The sequence below is a fragment of the Vibrio genomosp. F6 genome (genome assembly GCF_005146325.1).
GTDB lineage: Bacteria > Pseudomonadota > Gammaproteobacteria > Enterobacterales > Vibrionaceae > Vibrio > Vibrio cortegadensis.
Window position 1 is genome coordinate 1 of sequence record NZ_SYUT01000012.1, and the last position, 23,340, is coordinate 23,340.

Below are 23,340 nucleotides of genomic sequence, written 5' to 3' on the forward strand. Positions count from 1 at the left end.
TAGTTTTCCGGATTGGTATAAAATAGCCAAAAGACACTTCAAAGCGGTACAAAAGCCAACAATAAGACGCCAGATAAGCCACCGACAATTTTACAACTGTCTCATTTTAAAAAAATCACCAAAATAGCCTTTACATTCAATAGATTAACAATAACTTCTCCAATAGGTCTAATCTCGCCGCCTATTGGAGCTGATCCTTTCTGTCTCAAAAAAGGATCATTTGAAAGAAAACTGTCTCACCCAATATTTTGACTTATCGTACGCCCACCATAAGCTTCTGTATTAAAAGGAAATTAAAATATGATCAAAAAACGACCTTAAGGCTACCTACCATTAGGGACTCTCATTAGGAATTTAAATATAAACCTTTAAAATCAACAACTTAAAGTGAAATACTGCCATGCCTTAGGGCCGTTTGAATTGCCCCCGAAAACACAAATGAAATCAGCCTCTTGAAGAGATGAGCGTTTCACCCTGAGACACAATCGTGGCAACTGAAGGCCCTTTGAGACAGTGTGAATCGCAGTGAAAATTGCGACCTGCTTGTTGTACCGACGCAATAAAAAAGGCGCTCAATGAGAGCCCCAAGTACGCCCTTACACCGTCCCTGCCCTCGATCCATGAATGAATGATCGACTCACTTAACTCAGAGCCCAAAACGGCTGGTGCGGATCCGATCCTTTCATGGCTTAGGTGGTCATAAATGAGTTCAAGCTCATGGAAGAGGTGCTGATTACGCTTGATACTCTTCCATTATTTCAACTAAGTTATCCAATGAAAATCCGCGATATTCAATGTCATAACCTTTTAGATTTAATTTGTTCAAAAGGCCATGGGATTTTTCTATTAATTTGACCTTACTGTAACGTTTTTGTTGTCTCTTTACTTCGGCAATGAGTATTTTCTTATCTAAGTCACTAATCGCGACGATATCAATCTCATTGTGACCTTTTGCATCCCAGTATCCCCCAATCTTTCCGAATTGTTTTGACTCAACCAATATCGCGACGAATAAACTTTCTAATTCCAGGCCGGAGTAAACCGTGAAATCTCGTTTAATATATTTTCGGATGTATTCGTAGTTCTCCATCTCAACAGCGCTTTTGTTGGCGTGGATGAATCGAAACCAGAAGTTTAGAAACGGATCAGAAATGGAGTAACGAATGTCTCGTGAGTTTTCTTTAGAGCTGATCGGGCGCTTTTTGGTAATAACATCAAAAACTTCATCAAGCTTTTCCAGATGAACCCCGACACTCATATCTAAAAAGTTTTCAATTCGAGCACGGCTTGTGTTGCCTTTTGATATTGCACTAAGAATATCGAAGTAAATTCGATGTTCTGAGCCAAAATCTTCAACGAGTCGATGGGTTCCTTCTTTTATGAGTGGTGAGAACTCGGAAACTACGGCCTCAAATAGGTCATCACTCTCAGCTGAGAACCGGGTTAGCCACTCAAGATATTTTGGTATTCCACCAGAGAGACACCACCATCGAAGCATATTTTCAGCATCAAATTGGGCGTGATCTTTCATTATTTCAGCAAGGTAAGAGGGCTGCAAAGGTTGAATTTTAAAGAATTTATCATCACGATTAAATAAAGGTTCGTCTTTGCCTTTGAAAATTTTTGTCATCATGCTGTATAGGGAGCCACAACACACTAGATGTACCATCGAGTCTCTCTTATTTGCATCCCATAAGTTTTGAATATCAGAGAATAGAGCAGGGTTGACGATGTCGATATCTTGAAATTCGTCAATAATGATTGTCAGAGGCTTTTGTTTTGTATAATCCAACAAGAACTCAATGATATCTCGCAGTGATTGGGGCTGGAAAAACTTAACACCGAGCTCACTATTGATGATTTCTGCGAATTCAACCACTAAAGCGTTTTCACTTTTTCGACTTATGAACAGGTAAAGAAATGGGGTCTTTTCTTGGTGAAAAGCTTCGTTTAAAAGGCGAGTTTTACCTACGCGTCTTCTCCCAACCATTACGCTAAGTTGCCCCTTTGTTTCTACTATCTGCTCCGAAACGGTTTGTAGAGCTTTTAATTCCTTCTGACGGTTATAAAATTTTTTCATTGATTTCTACTTTTGACTTCACGTATTGGTAATAGAATAGAGCACCAGGCTATTAGTGTAAATATAATTACTGTCATTATAATTACAGTAACTATATTTACACTAATAATGCTTAATGAAGTGCTCTTTTGGCATTTAATATGATGATCGAGGTACTTACTCAATTAGGTCAAGGCAACTCTGTTAGCATCACACCTATTCATGCGGAACTCACAACGCCAGAAGGTGCTGATATGCTAAACATGTCTCGTCCTACTTTCATTAAGCTTCTTGATTCAGGTGACGTCGTACTGGCAACCGTAGAAAGGTAGCTTATGCTGATCTTATGGAGAACAAGAACCGCCTAGAAGAGAACAGACTAGCTGATCTTGCTGAACTATCTGCATTAGACCAAGAAATGGATATGGATATGGATATGGATATGGAACATTAATGGCATTATATACTGTAATTCTAGACGCATGTGTCATGTATCCAGCTCCACTCCGAAGCTACCTAATGTACTTGGCCAACACTGGCCTGTTTAGAGCGTGATAGACAGAACAAATACATGATGAGTGGACTCGGAATCTACTGAAAAATAGGCCAGAGCTAAATGCAGAACAACTGCAAAAAATTCGACAGTTAATGAACGCGAATGTTCCAGACTGTTTGATTGAAGGGTATGAGCCTTTAATTGATGGGTATTCATAAAGCGATACAACTAATCTAGTTAGTACGGAAAAATCAATACATACAAGTATTACCGTATGAATAAAATGATACTTAGAAAGTAACTACGTATCACTTTGAAGATACGCATACTTATTCGGCGTCTCTTATTTTTGATACTCGAATCAATTTACGAATCTTCTATGTGATATGTAAATACATAGCAATAACAATGCATTCAATATTTGATACCAAAGTACCTCTTGCGCCTTCAAATTTTGAGACTAAAACGGTGCTAAGTTATACAAACCATTCACTGAGGGATAGCATACCTTCATAATTCTGTATTTTCGTCTGCTTTTCCATAAATTCGAGCCTCCAATAAGCCAAGGCTTCCCACCGATTGGGAAGAGTTCAATAATGATCATTGTCTCCATATTCCCCTTGCGATGGCGGTGAAGACCTTTTTCTACCCGTGCAATTGGCGCCACTTCTCGAGCTGAGACGGTTTTAGCCCGTATCGTACCAATACCCCTTCGTGAATTCGTCTGAGCTCTTCTAATGCAAGGGCGCCAATGTTTTTCCTATCCGTTTCTTGCTCGTGCCTTATCAGTAATTCGATGATATCAAGGGGCGGTGATTCCGGTGTTAGTATGACTTGTTTCACTATCTCCTTTATCTTCGCTCGATATTGCAGGCGTTGTTGATCAGGCTTGACTAACTCTTGTTTCACGGCTAAGTATTCTTTTGTTGAACGCTCATACGCCCATAAATACAGATCACGAAGAAGCTCGATTCTATTCATTTCGTAAATACCAAGCACCGCTTTACTGTAGGCTTTTTCGGGGACATCTAGGAACGTAAGAGGACATACGTTGGCTTTAAGCAACGGGATATTCGCAGCCAAACGAGAGGTGCGCTTATTAATGTCAGCGAAGGGTTGCAAGTAAGGTAAATGCACCATGATAAAAAATGATTGCTCAAATGGATCGAGGATCTGGTTCGCTTTATTAAGAATGGACTCCAGTTGGATAGCGAGCACCTCTTCAGATGACATTGGCTTATAAACGCTGCCCCCTATCTCTACCACATGACTGCGCACTCGTCCTTCATCAAACGGGTTCGCTAATAAGTTTTCGGAAAGCACACTGTGCAAATTCAATACAGTGAAACGATTGAACTCAACAGAATCGACATTATCAATCAACAATTCAATCGCTGATTTATGATTTAAAATCATCTGTGTTTCGATGATGTCTTTTCCTTGTGCAAACTGACCATGCTCAATTAACTCTACCGTGTCTAGTCGGCTATAGGTATTCCCTTCAAGATGGCTGGATGCCCAAGATAAATCGATTAGTAAACGATTGTAGATATCTCTTCCATACGTGCCCGCAGGCTGTGTCGCATAGATAGTTTTTCCCATGCGGTGTAACTGACGGCGAATAGGGTCAGAAAGGTAGTAAGTTTTATTTGGGGTGTAGTCATCTAAAAAATCACGTGAATAACCAACAGGATCACGCTCAAAAATAGGCTTACTTAGATAATGAAGAATGTCATAACTGTCAGGTGAAAGTGGGATTGATTTGGGAAAGCTATCGTGATCGTTATGGCTTGAATTAGCGGCCTCATCTTTAACGATGCGCGCAATGTATTGACGAGAACGACCGTCACCAATAGCTTCTATCTGTTTGTCTTCAATAAGTTTGTTAAGCCAGCGCTGAAGCGTACGACGAATTAACTCTGGATGAGCAATAATAATGTCTGAAATGGACACAGGATGAGATTGTTGCTCGATATAGCGTTGGATTTCAAACCTATTCACGACAGACACCCTTTTAATTGTGACATCTTTATTGATTTAAGTGTCACAATTATGGCGCATTTATCGTTTAGTGACAAATATTGTGTCACAATAAATATAGGCTTTCAGATTAATGCCGATTAATCTTACGCTGAAACAATTCGCTTTCGCGTTAATCTCCACTGTGTATGAAGATAAGAAGCTTAAGCGACATGAGATCTCTAAAGGAAACAAACATGAATCTAGGACAACTGCGAGAATGGGCAGGTATTGCGACCTTTGAACGTGGCGAGAGGCTAGCCAAATACGGGCACGTTCTTCATTACCATAACCATAACGGGCATATTACCGCGCAGGTACAAGGCACATACCTGTATGATGTTTCGGTCACAGATCATGATAACGTTGAATGCACATGCCCAGCGGCCGCTTACCAGCCGATTTGCAAGCATGCCGTCGCCACCTTGCTGGTACATGGCGGACATTACGCACAAGCGCAAACACCACTTGAAGCGCCCGCTCTCACTCTACCGGACGATGTTAAGGTGTACCAATGGCTTGCTTCACTTGATAAAGAGCGCTTGCTTGAGATGCTTCACAACCAGATTACCGATAACCCAACCCTGTTTGAAGCTCTGCAATACCGCTGCTATGTGGGCACACACAATGAGTCGCTCACCGCCAAGCAAGTAATCGCCCTGATTGATGAGGCTTTACCCTATGACTCGGCATGGGAGTACGATGAAGCCCATGTCTACTTTGATTTATTGAATGATAAATTCCATGCACTCGATCATGCCCTTGCAGGCCTGCCCAATGAAGATGCTTACCTTGTGGCTTGGCATGGGATCAGACGCCTAAATACCATCTGTATCGACTACGTCGATTCCACCAGTGGTGGCTATCAGACCACCTTAGCGCTATTGTCACAGCACATGATGGACGCTTTGACTGACAGCGACACGGCACTCACAGATAAACTATCTTTCATTATTCAAGTTATTGAAGCTCAAATTGATATCGATGAATCATTCTTAAAGACACTGGATCACAAAGCGCCCGCGCTCAGTATAGCCCTAGCCCAAGCCCTTCAATCTGACGCACTGGTAGAATACTTACCGCCCTCTACCGCCAGTGAGATTTGTCGCCACTACTCTCATACCAGCGCCGCTAAAGAGCAGTGGCAAGACGCCATTGCTTGGCTACTCAACACGGAGTTACGTTGGCACGATTGGCTTAAGATGGGACAGTATCACCTCAAGCTTTCACAATACTCACAAGCCCAACAATGCTTAATCCAGGCAGAAAACGATCTTAAAAATCCTGACCATTCCTCACTCATTGACTTCGCTTGTGAGTTGGCAACTTCGCAAGGGCAGCATACCAAAGCGTGGCAGATCCGTTGGCAACAATTTGAAATGCACCCTCACTTTACAACGTTACAAGAGCTCCAGGCCTTAATGGCAACCGAAAGAAAGCAAAGGGAACAACAACAGTCGGATGTAATTGAGCGGCTACTGAAACACGTCAAATCGAGCGCTCGTCACAATAGGGGGGTGGAGCTACTGGTCAACACGGCGCTGGACTACCATCGAACCGACATCTTGCTCGAGTGGGCGCACCACGAGGCCATTGGCTCACACTTAGGCGTTCAAATAGCGGACGCTCTGAGCCCAGAACACTATGATACGGCGTGCCAGCTGTACCATACGGCCATTGTAAACAAGGTGGAACAGACAAATAATGGGGGCTACCTCGAAGCGGTAAAGCTCATTGCGCGATTTAAGACTATGGCCAATGACGATAAAGAGCACCATGACCTCACCTGGCACCGATTGGTCAAGCAGTTAAAAAAGACAATGAGCAGAAAGCGTAACTTTATCCGCTATTTGGATGAGCGTTTTACGGTTCAATAAACCAGCTAGCCTTTTCCGAGGCGCGAGAGAGCACCTCAACGCTGCCCTCAATCGCGCGACTCGGCCTTCACGTTTATAACTCAGAAGGCCTAGAGTGATTTGGTTAAGTCGCTGATTCTCGCCATCAACACCAATCGATCTATGCTCGATTCTTTAAAGCCAAACTTTGTATAGAAAGACTGAGCATCATCGTCCAAAGCATGAACTAATATACCTGCCCCACCGACCACTTCCATTGCTGCCACGGAGCGCAAAATACAATCTTTGAGCAAACCAACTGCAATATGTTTACCTTGATATTTCAAATCAACAGCAAGTCTCGCCAGTACAACCATTGGTATTGGGTCGGGGCTATTTCGTTTTAAAGCACTAAAAGCGATATCTCTTGATACCGAGCCCATTGCGATAGCGTAGTAACCCACTACCGCGTTCCTTTCGGAATCAATGACGACATAAGTTTTCGCACTACCGCGGTTTTGACTTTTTAGCGCTTGTTTCTTAAGCCACAGATCGAGAGACTCAACACCACAACAAAAGGAATTGATATGATCACTGCCTCTAAGTAAGCGAGGTTGAATCAATCCCAAGGCGACTTCCTTTGGAATAAATCTTGAACACCCTCAAGAATTTTAGGTGGTTCATCAAACGCTTTTTCAAAAGCGTTAAATGCCTCTTGTTCTAATCTGAAATCTTTCTGATCTGCCAGTACTTTTTGAGCTTCATTCAAAGCGGCTTGCTGAATGAATACGGTTCTATCCACTTTCTGTAGGCTTGCCGCTGCATCAATAACATCACGGACGGAAGGAAATACTCGCATATTGATTGGGGCTGATTTGGTAGCCATAATAATTACCTGCGTATATCTATCACGTATACAATTATATCGCCACAAACTGTATAGTCAATAGATATACAATCTATCCTTTAGGCATAGTTTTACTTCTTCAATGCCTTGAAGATTCGCCATGTTCGGTCTAGATTTGTTGAAGGAAAGGTACACTACTTAGTCGCAGTGTACCTTTCCTTCCAATCAAAAAAACATATTTTCAGTAACGTCAAGTGGCACCATTTGTGCGGCTAATCTATCTCAACGGTTGGGATTGGGATTGAGATAAACTTATCACCAGCTTACCATTATCACCTGCCCTTACTTTCTATGTATTCGACACTCATCTTCTTTAAAACCAACATCGAACCACAAATACAATCAGGCAAACAACTCAGATGGATCCATTTTAAAAAATGGATTGTTAAAGCGGGACATCTCAATACGCTGCTTTAAACGCAACTGTAACTGTTTAACCGTTTTGACCTCTTGGCATTCAGCCTGGAGATCTTGTGCTACTTTTTGCAAATTATCACGGTACTCTCGTAACCCTTTCTGACGTGACGCTTTGTTCCCCCCACCAAACCGTTGCCAAAGGATACTTTTGATATCACCACCATGCTGAAGCTCTTGATAATCCATATTTAATTGCTCAATTTTTTCAGTCAGCGTCATCTTTAAGCGCTCAAGCATACCGTCATCCATCACCATCTCATGCTCAGGGAGGTGTTGCTGAGCCAGCATAAACAAGGCCACCACATCTTTGTCTTTCTTCGCTTGTGATAACTGCTGCATTAATGCGCTTTTCTCTGACTTCTTCTCTTCGTCCGTTTCTTTATCTGGGTGTAATTGCTTGGCCAGTTGGCGATACAACTTGGTTATCTGTTTATCGCTGTAAAGCGCGTTGCTCGCTTGATGATGTGACGGCTCGAAGTGTGCTTGGTCATCGGTTTGAGAGAAATAATCCTCACCTCCCCAATCGATGCCATCCTCTTCAACGTGTTCCTCTTCCATTTTTTCAGCCATCACGCTTTGCAGATAATCGTGAAACTTCTGAGGATCCTTGACCATGGCCATTAATTCGTCATCGCTGACATCCAGCTCGTAACCCAGCATCATGGATATCTCTTCGCGAAATCCCTCCACTTGCTCTTCCGTTATCAAGATATCTTCAGCTTGGTTCGATGGTAATGCCAAAAGCGCTTGGTTGAAGGATTCGCGTAACGCTATCGAGTCCACAGGGTTGAAGGGGTTTGACTCTAAAATGGTTAACTCTTCTTGTATCCAATCGTACAGAGCTTCACGTTGCGGCCCTTTAATCGTTTTACGCGGGATAAAAGTAAGCAGATGATGAATCCATTGCTCAGCCGCTCGGCACACTGCCTGCTCTTGCTTTTCAGCCGATGCTTTGAAGTCATGATAAAAATCATCCAACTTGGCTTGATAACGATCGATACGTCGTTGTTTTTTTCCTACCTCTTCCCATAACTGGTTAAGCTTATTCTTCTGCTTTGGGGAGGATGAGGTCGTTGCTAAAAAAGAAAGAGGGGCGGTTGTCATAATGCGCGAGTCGTTGAGAATGATACTCGTAGATTATCGCAAATTCATGGTTCGAAAAAGTCCGAGGTAAGGTTTTGATGATGCTTATCCGGTTATTAGGCTCTATCACCTTAAAGGTCGGTAACATTATTGCTTGTTGTGAAAAGAAGCTAGATAACGCCCCTACTCGCTGGGTATTGGATATGGTTATCTTCGATATAAACCTTAGTCAAGTCACTGTACTGGCTTGAGACGCTTCACCTTAGATCGGGCGTATCTTTTACTTCTTATGCCATATTGTCAGTGTCATCCGGCAGGCCGATGCTATGCGATTCACTTTTTTCTGGATTCCAGTTCACATTTACCGCACAAACAACGGCGACCTCCTTTATTTCTCTTGACCTCACAAATTACTCTTGATTTTATTATAAATATCAGTTCATTAATCGAACAACATTTCACTCTAAGATCATTCTGAGGTGGGCGCTTTGGGTTATATTGCGAACGAAAAAAGAAAAAATCGAAACAAACAAAGTGGCACTCCTTACCCTGAAGCCAAGCATACAGTCACTTCACTTGCCCGTATTTTCAAGAATTTGAACCGCCGCCAATTCCCTATAGAAAAACGCGAAAAGTTCTTTTTTGTTTTCATCTATCTATGGCTTACTGGAGAACTTTCGGCTTTAAGAAAACAAGAAAACAGCGCTAAGATCTCAAACTACACACTACCTGATCTTTTCCGCCTACAAGCTTACAAAACATGCCGAAAAAATGCGTTTAGAACCGTCATGCACGAGTCCACATCTTGGGTTGAATACGCCGTGGCTTACCCGGTAAAAGATAATATCGTCTATTTATGGCAACCCGTCCCCTCTCGACTCAATCCCTTTTTTCAGCGATTTATTTCCCAGCGTAACTATGAACGTCCTTTTTTAAGCTTGAAAGAAAAAACCGAACTCAAAACCATGATTGAGAGACGCTGGAAATATCACGGATTGGATGAATTAGAGCAGTCCGTGGGCCGAAAAGATAACCTCATTAACTATTTCAATATCTGCATTCAGAATGACAATCGCCTCTCCGCACTGCCTCGATATGTGCTTACTCATCAGCATCATAGGGTTCATCACGACCATGCTCGGTCTTACCAACAAGAATCCAGTGACCGAATACGAGCCAACATATTTCGAGCACATGAACGCTATATTGAACGCTTAATATTTGAGATAAGAGCATTAAACTTCGAAGAAAAATTTACCGTGGAAAGGCGAACAAAAGACCGCTCGGAAACAGAAAAACTCTACTTTGTGGATTCCACATTAGTTAATTCCACCCCTGCGACATTGAAAGCGCAGAACATTACGCAACTCAAGTATCGCGAAAAAGAATCCAAGCCAAGTTCAGCGGAGACACCTCTCTTAATAGGAAGCAATAGGAGCGTTGATGTGGTGACATTAGCGAGCTTGTTTCGTCAATTAGAGACAGAGATCCTTTCACGCACCGTGGCGAGTCAGGAAGATTCCTCCCTTAGCGCATTCATCTCTTATTACAATCTATGTACCTATCACCTTACGCTGTGTTTTTTGATCTGTACTGGCGTACGCCCCACCCACCATATCAGTATTGAGTCTCGGCGTTACTTTCCAGGGAAAAAAGCGAGTGTGTACGATAAGGGGCATTATCGTGAAATCTTCATCAATGAGTACCTTTCTGAGCAAATTCATCAATATCAGCGATTACAACAGAGGGTAATGTCGCGTTTATCCGCGCAGGCTTTCCAGTTAGAGAAAGACGTATTGTGGTACCTGATCGATGACAATCAAAAGGCGCAAACGGTCTCTGCCAGTCTCTTGCGCCAGTTTTTAAAACAACGAGGGGCGACCTTTGTGGCCTACTCGATACGACATACTTTTGCTCAATTCGCACTCGAACATGTTACCCCCTCTTCTTTGAGTAACGCTCAAATCGATAGACTGATGGGACACGCGAACCTCGGTGAAAATATCGGCAATGATCATATCTTCCCCCTGCATCGTCAACAGCTCGTCCAACACGTCAATCGTATTGCCTCGAACTTTAACTTACAAAAGGTGTGCTATGTCAGATAACGCAGCGCGCAGCGCGCCTTCAACCAGCCATAAAGACGATAAAGCCGCCATCCAAGCCTCTACTTCGCTCTTGCATGCGCTCTCTATCCAGCACATTGTGCATTACACGCAGCAAAACCATGCATTAACGCCATCAGAAGACGCCATAGAGTGGGTGTTACACCGTTGGCCAAACACTCAAGAATCCCGCCGTCAAGTCACGGAAACCACGTTAAGTGACATCAGACAACAATGGACACACCAACCGGCAAGACTCAAATCGAATTACCAAAACGCATTGACCGCCATCTTACTGTACCTGCACCATGCGCTTGGGTGGGAAATACCGAAAACAGAAGAAAAAAAACTGGTCGATCACGACGCCAAACTCTTTGAAAACATCACGTCTCATGCGCATGCGGCCTATCGCCTTCTTCAAGGGTACAACACGTTTTTAGAGACCTTTTATAAAAAGAGAACTCCGCTTAGTCAAGAGCAGGTCGCGTTAATCGTCGCGCTAGAAGTGGCCCCTTTGCCCATCGACTATCTCCATCACATACTTACGTCGCCAGATTGTATTGAAATCATAGATAACCGTCTCTATCTGCGCCTAATACACATCCAAGGCCGCCAAAGTAAAGGCCGGCCAGATAAAGAAGCCGATGACGCGTCGTTTACTCGCTACCACTTACCGCTCTCAGTTTATCGCGCCTTAACCACCTTCTACGAACAAAAGGCGGCCACGCTTTCTCATGCCTCAATGGGACTCAATCCGTTCAGAGACCGGCTTCATACCTTCACTGGTCAACTGCTCGCTGGCGCTGAGACACCTTCTATAGTGGGAGCATCCACCCATCTTTGTTCCAAGAGACAATTGCATTTTCTCTTTCAAGCCGTCTGGTATTACCGCGACGATGTGGTGCCAACGCTCTTAAAAGACATCGCTTACCCGACCAGACATGTGGCCTATGAGCTACAAAGCCCTTACATTCCCAATCAAAAAAAACAGATCGATGATATTTATACACAAACTTGGGATGACAAGTGGTATGAAAAAATCGAGACAGGCAAAAAAGAACAGTGGCCTCACCAGGCGCTATTAAATGATTTTAAGAGAAACGGAACCAAGCCAACAAACTACGAAGTGACGAAATGGCAAGTGCACAATGTCTTGCCTCAACTTGCTGCCCTGTTTGTGAGAAATCTTATTTTGTTCGGAGGTAAGCGGGTTAAAAATCTCGGCGATAGTACGCTGGCTCAATATTCAGGATTAAAGAAGATACTCGAGCCGTTCCCATTAAGCTTTGAAGCGAGTCAAAACCACGATGAACTCATGGCTTGGGCACACTGTACGTATGCCAAGCTCACCACTCCCAGTTCACAACAAAAACTCCGTCGTTTTTTTGAATTTTTAACGACGCAAGATTTAACTGACCACATCAATTTAAACGAACTGCACAACCCCACAGTTCCCATCAATGTGGACGCCAATTTCATCTCTATTGACGCGTTACACCACATTGTTCATGCCTTAGTCAGCAATACAAAAGGGCATTTCTTGCAGCGCTTATTCAGCGCATCGGCGGTCATTCTTGCGTATTTTGGCAAACTCAGACGCGGTGAGATAATACGACTGAGAATTAAAGACATTTGGCCCGCCCAAAAATCCGTCCCGAATCATGGTTCAGATGATAATCAATACTTTACGCTGCATATAACCCAGACGAAGGAAGGCAAAACGAAAAGCAGACAATCACGATGGGTGCACGTATACCTTCCCCCTGAGTTTGCCACGCTCATTCGTATGTGCATCAAACTCAAACCGAGATTGTCCGCTCGCGAGGGCATGACCAGCCGTTCCCCACAGATGCCACTCATTGGTTTTGAAAATGAAAGCACGACATCAAGACAGCAGCATTACTTATTACCCGCCACCAAAGCGATTAAAGCGATTTGTGGTGAAGATGCCCGCTTTCATCATTTAAGGCATTCTGGCACTTCGGTTTATCTTCTACAAAGCCTGCATTTCATCAGCTATGTCGTTGATGTCGATATGGGATTACCGCCCAAACTGCACGCTTTGATGACCCAAGAGGTATTGAAAGCGCAATTTCAACATTGGTTAGAACTGCAGGACACGCTGAGCCTTAATGATAATGTGTTGTTTGAAGAGCTCATTCGAGAAATCGGGCATAAACACTACGCCACGACACGTAAGCACTATGTCCATGGCATTGATTGGCTCTACCCGTTTTATCGCAAAACCGGCAATCAAAAAGAAGGCAAACACTACACTCGAGCAGAGCTCTGCTGGCTCTTGGGATTGAAGAAAGGATCGAACGATATTTCTCGACGCATCGCGAAGTTAGACGCGCAATACGCGCAGCTTTCAACCGAAGAAAAGAAGCATTACCCACTGTTATTCTCTGAAGAGGCCCTTCGCAACCACTTATTTCCACCAAAGCCCAAGGGCCAGCCCAACACCGTAGCAACATCGCACTTAACTACGCTGCTTACGGAGCTATCCGATAAAGCGTTACGTGCAAATCAACCGGATTGTCGCCCTTTTCCGAGTATTCAACACAGTTTACTTAAGACGCTTTTTTGCCAGCAGTTCAATCACAATAAAGACCGCTTCCTCATTTCAGACATCAGCACCGTTTGGGCTTACTCCAACAAGCATAAGCCTGAGGTTTCACGCAAAAAATGGGAGAAAGCCATAGGTAAAGTGAGACATATGGAGCTGATTGACGATGATGGAAAGCCGCATATTTTAATCAAGATGTCGACAAACCAAAAGGATGGCACCCTATTTCGAGAGGCCTTTAAAGTACCCGAGCTTCAGTTTTTTCACTCGACCTTTAACCTCATGGTGAATGAAAAGACAGAGCCGACGCGACAAAAGAAAAACATCCATGAACGCTTTGCCGATGAAAAAGATACGGTCCTTATCACTAAGAAAAACGAAGGAAGTACAGAGCTTCATATCGCACTCTCCCCTCGGGAGAGCATCACACTATCACCGCAAACGGTGCATTATATCTATGAGTATCTGACCTATTTTCAAACACACACAGCAAGAGTCATGAATGACATAGAGAAACCAAACGCCGCTCAATGTCAATGACGACGCCATCAGCCGATAAAGGAAATTGAATGAAAAATAAGATAGTTCAACTGCATATCAACACGAATGCAACCGCAACTTTAAAGCGCATTCAAGATCAACTCATCAACAAAAGCGACGATTTTTGCGTCAGCTTCTGTTTTGATTTTGACAAGAAACACTGCAAAATGGTCGGGGGGCATGCTCCTGAATATTCATTTGTCGCACTGGATTTGAATGACGACATCCTAGCGGTCAACACGCTACGCTCATTCTCACTATCGGGCGATGTCTTTGAGAACTGGCTTCGATCTGCAATCGACCTCCAACGCCTCACGAAAGAAGACTTCATTACCCTCCATATTGACTGCCATTTAAAAGAACCCAATCCTTCTATCATTATCTACGATACTAAGGAGGTCTCTCTTCCAAACGAGAAAAATGATACCGAGGCCATTCTTGCCCGCGCTTGTCGCCGTCAAATTAAGGCGCATAACACGTTTGAAGCGCACATTAAGTTTATTGATTCAGACATTCAGCGTGACTATCAAAAAATCACCAAGTCTACCTGTCAAAGCCTTATCCATGAGATAAAACCACATTTACCTTTCCAAATGATAGAGTTTGATCCGGGTACGAAAGAGCTCAAAATCATGCGCGATGATCAAGTTGATATCAGCAAGACAAATCTTAATATCGATCTCGGACATTCGTTCACTTCATCTGAACACGGCGTCGATCTTCTTGAGCACGTGCTCAAAAACACCGCAGATAAAGACATACTTATCCGACAAGAAAACAACCGACTTATTATCAAAACATCAGAACAATGCTCGCAACTATCGCTCGAGGAACTTGATGAATTTAAGCAAAAAGTGGCCGATACGCTTGATGTATTTTCCACCTTTACTATCGATATATCTCCGTTCAAAGCTGAAGTTAGAGCTTTACGCAGCTACCTTGACGTTCGTTCTCAAGACATTGCGTATTTTGTGATCCAAAAAGAGGATTCGTTCTTAGTCGCGCAAGTTGAAAATGAAACTCATGCCAAACCCATTTTAGTGTCGAGTTTATCCATGAAAAGCAACGAGCAACTCATTGTACAGTTTCATTTAAAAGAGTTTATCGACCTGAGAATATCTAATCTAACTGAAATGAAAGAGATGAAAGTCAGTATCTATAAAAACGACCGACTCGAAACGTATATGGGATTCTTTGACGAGGCTAAAAAACATATCCCAACACAATCCCTTTCTGTCGAAATGATTAACAATGCGCAGATAATCCGAGAGATCAACCGCAAACTGGATGATTATCACAAAGATAACGGCTTGGCTAAACCGGAAAAAACAGGAGAAAACCACACTTTAGATTTAGAGGCAATGTTTTAAAACTTGCCACACAGTGCAAACATTTGCGCATAAAAACCGCCACAAGCACTGGACATTAATACAGTATAGATCTAAAGTAAATGATGAAACTTTATACAAGCAGGGACGGAGTCATTTAACAATGAAGCCGTAATACACACCCAAGTTTGAGAAGAGTAAAAATGCAGTTGGGATAGGAAGGCGGCAACCTCCCTACCCCGCACCGGCTGCCCGAGTTTAAACGACCCAGCCGATGGCTCGATTCTAGCGAATTCCATTGGTGAGGGACAGATCTATTTAGAGATCTAAAACCAATGGAGGCCACTATGGCTCATATTCGCGTACGTCCTAACGGGCGCATTCAGTTCGATCTTCATTTGTACGGTCAGCGCTTTCGCGAAGGCACCAAACAAATGGCGACCCCGAAAAATTTAAGGCTTGCCCAGGCCACACTCAAGCAGATGAACGCCGAGATTGACCTTGGCACCTTTCAATACCGCGACTACTTCCCACACAGTAAAAAAGTCGACCTGTTTGAATCCTTACAGCGAGATAAATACCCCGACCGTCTTTATCCGTTTTTCAATGATTTTGCGAACCAGTGGTTTGAGCGTCAAAAAGGCAACTGGAAACGTAGTTATCAAAGCGTGGTCAGAAACACACTCGAACACTACCTCATTCCGCACTTTGGCAATACGCTCGTTTCCGAGGTGTCACTGTCTCAAGTGGAGTTTTTCCGTCAAACGCTACAAGAAACAAAAAAAGGTAATGGCGAGCGCAAACTCACCAACAAACGCATTAATAATATTTTGTGGCCACTTATTGCGATACTTAGTCTTGCCGCTGAAGAACATGACTTTAAATATCCATTTCGACGCTACAAATCCCTCAAAGAAGAGAAAGCGGATTCCAAGCCAATGACGATGGAAGAGGTTCGCTGCTTTTTAGAGTGCTGCGATGAGAAGTGGCATGATTACTTTTTACTGAGGTTTTGGACTGGGATGAGAAGCTGTGAGGTGCATGGACTACATTGGGAACACATTGATTTTGACCATCGATTGATTCGTATTAGACAAAATTATGTGAATGGGGAAGTTTGTGATGTGAAAACGCCCAAGTCACGTCGCGACTTACAAATGTGCGATACCTTGTACGCGGCGTTAAAGCGTCAATGGGAGAAAAGAGAAAACGACAGTCCATTTGTATTCCCATCAAATACAGGCAGAGGGTTAGATACTCACTATATTAGCCAGCGAGTATGGCACCCAACATTGGCCAAAGCAGGACTTCAACGCCGCCGCGCTTACGAAACTCGTCATACAGCCGCAGTCTTACACATTGCCGCGCATGAGAATCCACTCTATATCTCTCACAAACTCGGGCACAGCGACACCAAGCTTCTTTTTGAGGTGTACGCACCTTACGTCGCGAATGCTTCCCGTCAAGATGGGATAGCTTTTAACAATATGATGTTAGGAGGTGCAGCATGAGTACTCCGGTAAGTAGCACGCTCTCATTTCTATCCACATTTGAAAAGCTTGATCAGTTACTATCGTTTGATGGCGCTACCGATAATATGTTAGCGGTCATTGCATTGGGGGGATTATCTCAAAAAGTTCGTCAATTATGGTGGACATCAGAAGACCGTTTTTCTATAACACCTAGCGCACCACTTCAAGACATGCTTTCACTGTATGCCCAGCGATCTTGGCAAGAAATACGTCACAATGTAGAAATCTATCAAGCGCTTTCCGAATATGTGAAAATGTGTTTTAGCGATACCCCATGTTTTCAAAGTGATATTCACCTACACCACCGCTACCCAGAATTGCCACTCATTAAATTCTGGCTAGCCTCGGCATCATGTTGCTGTCGCAAAGCGCCAATAGAGCAAGATGTTCTTTGGCATAAACACTTGCAACTGACTCAGTCGCTGTGTATTGCCGCAGAACTTCAAAAACAGAACCAGCAGTGCTTAGTGTATTACCACCAAACCGCGATAATGGTGATAGAGCTAGAAACACATAAAATCGTCATGCTAGCACATAAAGCCTTTCCACCATTTTCACTGCACAACTTTAACGTACAGTTTTTTCCATATCCTAACTAGCCGGAAATTTAAGTGTAATCAAAAAAACACTCACGCCTTACGTAACCTTAAACGAAAAAACCCACCAACACATAAAGTATTGGTGGGCTTTTAAAGATAGAGAAACGACGATTAGTTTGCGTTTAACTCAATAACAGTATCGTTTTTAAGTTCATCTTGTGTATCTCGAATTTTGGCGTTCCACACCAGATCTCCAATTCCATCGGTTGGATTAAAACCCGTTGGTGTATCAAGTAAAATTTGGCGGATATCTTCATGGCTAAAATCATGACAAGCGCTATCAAGCTTATTCAAAATTAGCTCAAATTCACTGAATGGTAGGAAGATTTCTTTTGCCGTCATGATACGCTCATGAGCAGTACCTTCGACATTGTCGCCAATCAATAGCTCTTCATAAAGTTTCTCTCCAGGGCGTAAACCTGAGAATTTAATCTCTATATCACCATGTTGATTCTCTTCATTCTTAACTGACAAGCCAGAAAGCTTGATCAAGTTTTCCGCAAGATCAGTGATCTTAACTGACTCACCCATATCAAGAACAAAGACATCCCCTCCTTTACCCATCGCGCCTGCTTGAATCACCAATTGCGCGGCTTCAGGAATGGTCATAAAGAAACGGGTGATCTCTGGGTGAGTAACCGTGAGAGGGCCGCCCGCTTTAATCTGCTTTTTAAATAGTGGTATGACCGAACCTGAAGAACCAAGCACATTACCAAAACGTACCATACAAAAACGTGTACCGTTCTTTTTCTGGTTTTCTTGCTCAGCTAAAGCTTGCAGACCTAACTCAGCCATGCGTTTGGTTGTGCCCATCACATTGGTTGGACGCACCGCTTTATCTGTGGAAATCAGAACAAACGACTCAACGCCTGCTTCAATGGCCGCTTTCGCGGTGTAGTAGGTGCCGTACACATTATTACGGACGCCTTCCACAACGTTATATTCAACCAGAGGAACGTGTTTATAAGCCGCTGCATGATAAACCGTCTGCACCCCAAAGGAATTCATAGAAGTTAATAAGCGATGTGAACGCTGAACTGAACCTAATAATGGTACTATTTCAGTGTCATAACCCTTGGTCTCTTTCACTAAAGAGAGTTCACGATCGATTTGGTACAAACCAAACTCTGAAACCTCAAAGAGAACCAATGTTTTAGGCTGTTGCTTTAAGATTTGACGGCAAAGCTCTGAACCAATCGAGCCACCGGCACCGGTTACCATCACCACTTTGCCTTTAATGTTGGCTTCCATCAGAACTTGCTGAGGCGCAACCGCATCACGACCCAGTAGATCTTCAATCGGTACATCCGTCAGTTCATCAATTTTCGCTTTGCCCGATACGATATCCGCCATATCTGGCACGGTCTGGATCTCGACCGGCAGTGGTGCTAATAAGTCTAAGATTTGCTTACGTCGAGCGCGAGATGCACTTGGGATCGCAAGCAAAATCTTAGAAATGTCATATTTTTCAATCAACGCTTGAGTTTTATCTAAATCGACGACAGGTAATCCTAGGATCATCGTATTGGTGAGCGTGTCATCTTCATCAATAAACGCTCGAATACGATAATTTTCAGAGGCGCGCAGGGCAACCGCTAATTGTCGTCCTCCAGAGCCCGCCCCATAAATAAGGACCTCTTTACGAGTGTCTTTTGACGTTGTCGCCACAAGATTTCGAACCACAAGACGAGAGCCACCACACAATAACGCCAAATAGGCCCCATAAATAATTGGAACGGTACGAGGGATCGGCTCTTGCAAGTAATAAGCGAATACAGCCAAGGCTAACGCCGACAGTACCGCACCAGCCGTCACCACAAACAGGGCTTGAAAAGTGAGATATCGGAGAACCGCTCGATACAGTCCTATTTTGGTAAAAATAAGTACGGTTGATATGACCGTTAAGCCAATCAGTATTACATTATCACCATCACTCAAAAACCTTACATCACCCAACCGGGTCCACAAAGCGACATGCAGAGCAAACAAGATAAGCAAAGTGTCGATAATCACACTGATGACCCGCTTATGTAAGCGAGAGAGCTGCCAGATAAAATTTAGACGTTGCATAAAGTTATTCTTATTTATTGGTATTTACGGATTTATATAAGGAGTATAAATGGGAGCTGATTGAAGCGTTGTTCGTTTACAGACAAAGTAAATCAATCATAAGAACGACGCATTCTACTCTCAATGTCTTGTCGATAAATACCCCAATAGTCTCAAATTTAAGCCTATTGGGGTATTTATGGTGCGTCTCAAAAAAGGATCCTAGACGATCAAACGTCTCACGCCTGAGACACTCTAATCACTAAGCCAATGATTACTAGAGTAAAGGCGACAAGACCAACGATCTGTTCTAATGGTGCGCACTATTGGTGTCCATTAATCAGAGCCGAACAAATCACGCGTATAAACTTTGCCTGCAACATCTTTAATTTCATCGACCATACGATTTGAAACAATCACGTCACAGCTATTTTTGAATTCCTGCAAGTCGCGTATGACTTTTGAATGGAAAAACTCATCATCTTCTAAAACTGGCTCATACACCACCACTTCAACACCTTTCGCTTTGATACGTTTCATCACACCTTGAATACTCGATGCTCGGAAGTTATCTGATCCAGACTTCATGATAAGACGATAGATACCAACACTTTTAGGCTTCTTACTTAAAATCGAATCAGCAACAAAATCTTTCCGTGTAGTGTTTGCATCAACAATGGCTCCGATAATATTATTTGGAACATCTGCATAATTAGCTCGCAATTGTTTGGTATCTTTAGGTAGACAGTAACCACCGTAACCAAACGAAGGATTGTTATAATGAGAGCCAATACGTGGGTCTAAACCAACACCTTCAATGATTTGACGAGAGTCCAACCCATGAGATTCAGCATAAGTATCCAGCTCATTGAAATAAGATACTCGCAGTGCTAAGTAAGTATTAGAAAACAGTTTCACCGCTTCAGCTTCTGTAGAGTCAGTAAACAAGACTTCAATGCCTTGTTTCTTCGCTCCTTCAACCAATAAATCAGCAAATACTTTAGCTCGCTCACTGCGTTCACCTACAATAATACGAGAAGGATATAGGTTGTCATAAAGCGCCTTACCTTCACGTAAGAACTCTGGAGAAAAAAGTAAATTATCACACCCGAGTTCTTCTTTAATACGAGCAGTATAACCCACAGGGACGGTAGACTTAATAACCATTGTAGCATTTGGGTTAATCGCCATGACATCTTTAATTACAGCTTCAACCGATGAAGTATTAAAGTAATTACTATCTACATCATAATCTGTTGGTGTTGCGATGATGACATACTCTGCGTTTGAGTACGCTAAACGTTTATCTAGTGTTGCAGTGAAGTTTAACGGTTTATTCGCTAAAAAGTCTTCAATCTCAACATCGACGATGGGTGATAATTTATCGTTAAGTAGTTTCACTTTTTCTTCAATAATATCAACCGCGACAACTTCATGATGTTGGGCCAACAACATCGCATTTGATAAGCCTACATAGCCTGTACCGGCAATTGCAATTTTCATAAATAGCCAAACATGTTTGTAAATTAAAATAAAATAGGGATATATTCTTGTAATAAGTTCTACTTAACAGCGTCACCAGAACCACTGCCAGTTACCGTCATCAAGATATACTTAAAATAATCTTTCAATGTCAGTGACTCAATCATTTGTTTATCGACTTTAGCTAACAACTCTGGCGTAGACATATCGATATTTTGCACTTGAGCTAATCCAGTAACCCCCGGTAACACATCATACACGCCTAGTGCATCACGCTCTTTAATCAACTCTTCTTGGTTAAACAAGTTTGGACGAGGACCAACTAGGCTCATTTCACCTTTCACAACGTTAATCAATTGCGGCAATTCATCGATCTTAGTTTTACGTAGAAAATTACCAAGCTGAGTAATTGATGCATTACTTGCTAGGTGGCTTGCTACTGATTTAGTTTCAACACTCATGGTACGAAACTTAATCAGTTTAAATGGTTTCTTATTACGCCCTACACGTTCTTGAATAAAAATTGGTGAACCAGTATCAAACATACCGATAATGGTTACAACAACAAGAACTGGCCATAGGAAAAACAACCCAAAAAAAGAAGCTAGAAAATCGATTAAACGAATCATGTTACTTATTACCTCTTTTATTTAAAATATAGTCAGCGGTTTCTTTAAAGCCACCTTGTAAAGACTGGGGAGGTGTCCAGCCTAATGTTTCTTTTGTATGAGAAATATCTACTTGTAAAGAACCAATAAGGCGATCAACCACATCTTCTTTTTTCAGTAACTTACCCGCAAGTTTGTAGCACCAAACAGGAACAGGCAACTGGAAGTTTCTCTTACCACAAGCAACTGACATTTGTTTTACCATTTCAGAAGTAGAAACATCATGATCATCTGAAACTAAAAACACTTGGTTTTTCGCTTTAGGGTGCTCGATGCAGGTAACAGTTAAATCAACTAAATTTATCACAGACACTAAGCTACGCTTATTTGAATTAATTAAACCAAATGGCAAAGGTAAACCTTTAGAAACCAAATTCATTAAAGATGCAAAATTAGCTTTAACACCAGCACCATAAACTAAGGTTGGCTTGATGATTACAACGTCTAACCCAGTATCTTGAGCTAGATCTAGTAATTGAACTTCAGCTTCAGACTTCGATTGACCATAAAAATCTTCTGGGAGTCTAGGGCTTTCAAAGCTAAAAGGAGGTTTGCCGTTAGTATGTTCACCATTGGTTTTGACACTACTGATAAAAATAAATCTTTTAACACCAGACTCTACAGCTTGTTTAGCTAAATTCAGTGTTCCTGCTGTATTAACTTCTCGATAATCATTAAGAGGGTCTATCGACTCATCATCCATTATATGAACTCGAGCAGCACAATGAATAACCGTATTACACTCCTTCAAACCATCTGTATAATCGGATGTGCTGTTAATTTCAGCCTGCAAAAAACGATGCTTAGATGGGTTTTTAGGTGAGCCACGATCAAGTAACGAAAGTGTTTGATCTCCAAGTCTGTTAACCAAATGACTGCCTAAAAAGCCATTGGAGCCTGTTATGAATATCATTTAAAAACCAGTCCTAGTAATTTTTCCGGGTACTTGCTCAAGATTGATAACCACGAACACGGCATCCCATTCTTCTTGCAAGAATGAATAATTTCTTTATTTAGCAGTATATTGGCAGAAATTCCTGATGTACTTACTCCTCCCTCGCGCATTTTTACCACCTCTTTATCAAGATAAGCAAGGGACGCTTGAGGTAAAGAGAACACTCGTACCAAATAGTCAAAATCTGCCGCAATTTTATACTCTAATGAGTATTCTCCAACCTGAGAAATAACATCTCTCTTAAGGTAACACGACGGGTGAGCAGGCATAAAACCACGAGAAAACTTAGCCTTATGAAACCCCTTAGAAGAATAATGTCGCGTTTTTTTGCTTAAAGTCTCATTGTAGAAACCAATATCAGCATAAACCCCATCAGAACCCTGAGCTAGAGCAGCAATCTCTTCAATCGTAAAGGGGGTATAAAACACATCATCTGAATTCAAAACACCGATAAGTTCTCCAGTTGCTAGAGACATTCCTTTATTCATCGCATCATAAAGACCATTATCTTTTTCAGAGATAATAACACCAATGGAGTCTCTATATTCATTAACAATATCCATAGTGCCGTCTGACGAACCACCATCAATAACAAGGTACTCAATATCGCTGTACGATTGACTTATTACAGATTCAATTGTATCCCGTATTGTTTTTTCTGCATTGTAACAAACCGTAATAATAGATACTTTCATAT

Annotated in this window: 18 protein-coding genes; 8 read left to right on the forward strand and 10 right to left on the reverse strand. The window is 42.4% G+C overall.

Going from position 1 to position 23,340, the window contains the following annotated elements; translation table 11 throughout:
* Nucleotides 1–733: 733 nt before the first annotated feature.
* Complete coding sequence (locus FCV43_RS03140) at nucleotides 734–2,080, reverse strand: ATP-binding protein (protein ID WP_136993986.1); 1,347 nt, start codon at nucleotides 2,078–2,080, stop codon at nucleotides 734–736.
* 140 nt (nucleotides 2,081–2,220) lie between these two features.
* On the opposite strand from FCV43_RS03140, the gene FCV43_RS20595 reads away from it, so the two are divergent.
* The gene (locus FCV43_RS20595; RefSeq protein ID WP_240697119.1) at nucleotides 2,221–2,391 is read left to right on the forward strand and encodes a helix-turn-helix domain-containing protein; all 171 of its coding nucleotides are present in this window, start codon (nucleotides 2,221–2,223) and stop codon (nucleotides 2,389–2,391) included.
* A gap of 809 nt (nucleotides 2,392–3,200) precedes the next feature.
* Here FCV43_RS20595 and FCV43_RS03155 read toward each other — a convergent pair.
* Entirely contained in the window at nucleotides 3,201–4,556 is a 1,356-nt protein-coding gene (locus tag FCV43_RS03155; protein WP_136993987.1) for a Fic family protein, read from the reverse strand.
* A gap of 191 nt (nucleotides 4,557–4,747) precedes the next feature.
* On the opposite strand from FCV43_RS03155, the gene FCV43_RS03160 reads away from it, so the two are divergent.
* Nucleotides 4,748–6,451 (forward strand): SWIM zinc finger family protein, encoded by a 1,704-nt coding sequence (locus tag FCV43_RS03160; protein WP_170961593.1) that lies wholly within the window; start codon nucleotides 4,748–4,750, stop codon nucleotides 6,449–6,451.
* An 89-nt stretch (nucleotides 6,452–6,540) separates the two neighbouring features.
* Here FCV43_RS03160 and FCV43_RS03165 read toward each other — a convergent pair whose 3' ends face one another.
* From FCV43_RS03165 to FCV43_RS03175, 3 genes are all read right to left on the reverse strand, one after another.
* Nucleotides 6,541–7,038, reverse strand: coding sequence for a GNAT family N-acetyltransferase (locus tag FCV43_RS03165; protein ID WP_113796374.1), 498 nt, complete (start codon nucleotides 7,036–7,038; stop codon nucleotides 6,541–6,543).
* Nucleotides 7,029–7,295 carry a DUF1778 domain-containing protein gene (locus FCV43_RS03170; protein WP_113796373.1) on the reverse strand — a complete coding sequence of 89 codons (267 nt, stop codon included), beginning with the start codon at nucleotides 7,293–7,295 and terminating at the stop codon, nucleotides 7,029–7,031. Before FCV43_RS03170 ends, FCV43_RS03165 begins: the two co-directional genes overlap by 10 nt.
* A gap of 363 nt (nucleotides 7,296–7,658) precedes the next feature.
* Nucleotides 7,659–8,837 carry a J domain-containing protein gene (locus FCV43_RS03175; RefSeq protein WP_136993989.1) on the reverse strand — a complete coding sequence of 393 codons (1,179 nt, stop codon included), beginning with the start codon at nucleotides 8,835–8,837 and terminating at the stop codon, nucleotides 7,659–7,661.
* Between the two features lie 74 nt (nucleotides 8,838–8,911).
* Between FCV43_RS03175 and FCV43_RS20335 the strand changes: the two genes are divergently transcribed.
* The 6 genes from FCV43_RS20335 to FCV43_RS03200 all read left to right on the forward strand — a co-directional run bounded on the left by FCV43_RS20335 (nucleotide 8,912) and on the right by FCV43_RS03200 (nucleotide 17,489).
* Nucleotides 8,912–9,067: a hypothetical protein gene (locus FCV43_RS20335; protein ID WP_170961594.1), complete on the forward strand. Its 156-nt coding sequence runs from the start codon at nucleotides 8,912–8,914 to the stop codon at nucleotides 9,065–9,067.
* Between the two features lie 237 nt (nucleotides 9,068–9,304).
* Nucleotides 9,305–10,924 carry a hypothetical protein gene (locus FCV43_RS03180; RefSeq protein ID WP_136993990.1) on the forward strand — a complete coding sequence of 540 codons (1,620 nt, stop codon included), beginning with the start codon at nucleotides 9,305–9,307 and terminating at the stop codon, nucleotides 10,922–10,924.
* Nucleotides 10,914–14,030, forward strand: a complete 3,117-nt coding sequence (locus FCV43_RS03185; protein WP_136993991.1) for a site-specific integrase — start codon at nucleotides 10,914–10,916, stop codon at nucleotides 14,028–14,030. Before FCV43_RS03180 ends, FCV43_RS03185 begins: the two co-directional genes overlap by 11 nt.
* 29 nt (nucleotides 14,031–14,059) lie before the next feature.
* Entirely contained in the window at nucleotides 14,060–15,400 is a 1,341-nt protein-coding gene (locus tag FCV43_RS03190; RefSeq protein WP_136993992.1) for a hypothetical protein, read from the forward strand.
* A gap of 305 nt (nucleotides 15,401–15,705) precedes the next feature.
* Nucleotides 15,706–16,869: an Arm DNA-binding domain-containing protein gene (locus tag FCV43_RS03195; RefSeq protein ID WP_136993993.1), complete on the forward strand. Its 1,164-nt coding sequence runs from the start codon at nucleotides 15,706–15,708 to the stop codon at nucleotides 16,867–16,869.
* Entirely contained in the window at nucleotides 16,866–17,489 is a 624-nt protein-coding gene (locus FCV43_RS03200; RefSeq protein ID WP_136993994.1) for a hypothetical protein, read from the forward strand. The genes FCV43_RS03195 and FCV43_RS03200 overlap by 4 nt, the downstream gene beginning before the upstream one ends.
* A 111-nt stretch (nucleotides 17,490–17,600) precedes the next feature.
* On the opposite strand, the gene FCV43_RS03205 is transcribed toward FCV43_RS03200, so the two are convergent.
* From FCV43_RS03205 to FCV43_RS03225, 5 genes are all read right to left on the reverse strand, one after another.
* A complete protein-coding gene (locus FCV43_RS03205) occupies nucleotides 17,601–19,559 on the reverse strand; it encodes a polysaccharide biosynthesis protein (protein ID WP_136993995.1) in 1,959 nt (652 codons plus the stop codon).
* A gap of 315 nt (nucleotides 19,560–19,874) precedes the next feature.
* The gene (locus FCV43_RS03210; protein WP_136993996.1) at nucleotides 19,875–21,041 is read right to left on the reverse strand and encodes a nucleotide sugar dehydrogenase; all 1,167 of its coding nucleotides are present in this window, start codon (nucleotides 21,039–21,041) and stop codon (nucleotides 19,875–19,877) included.
* A 59-nt stretch (nucleotides 21,042–21,100) separates the two neighbouring features.
* Nucleotides 21,101–21,649 carry a sugar transferase gene (locus tag FCV43_RS03215; protein ID WP_136993997.1) on the reverse strand — a complete coding sequence of 183 codons (549 nt, stop codon included), beginning with the start codon at nucleotides 21,647–21,649 and terminating at the stop codon, nucleotides 21,101–21,103.
* A gap of 1 nt (nucleotide 21,650) precedes the next feature.
* On the reverse strand, nucleotides 21,651–22,601 hold the full coding sequence (locus tag FCV43_RS03220) for a UDP-glucose 4-epimerase family protein (RefSeq protein ID WP_136993998.1): 951 nt from the start codon (nucleotides 22,599–22,601) through the stop codon (nucleotides 21,651–21,653).
* Complete coding sequence (locus FCV43_RS03225; RefSeq protein WP_136993999.1) at nucleotides 22,598–23,338, reverse strand: glycosyltransferase family 2 protein; 741 nt, start codon at nucleotides 23,336–23,338, stop codon at nucleotides 22,598–22,600. The genes FCV43_RS03220 and FCV43_RS03225 overlap by 4 nt, the downstream gene beginning before the upstream one ends.
* Nucleotides 23,339–23,340 lie beyond the last annotated feature (2 nt).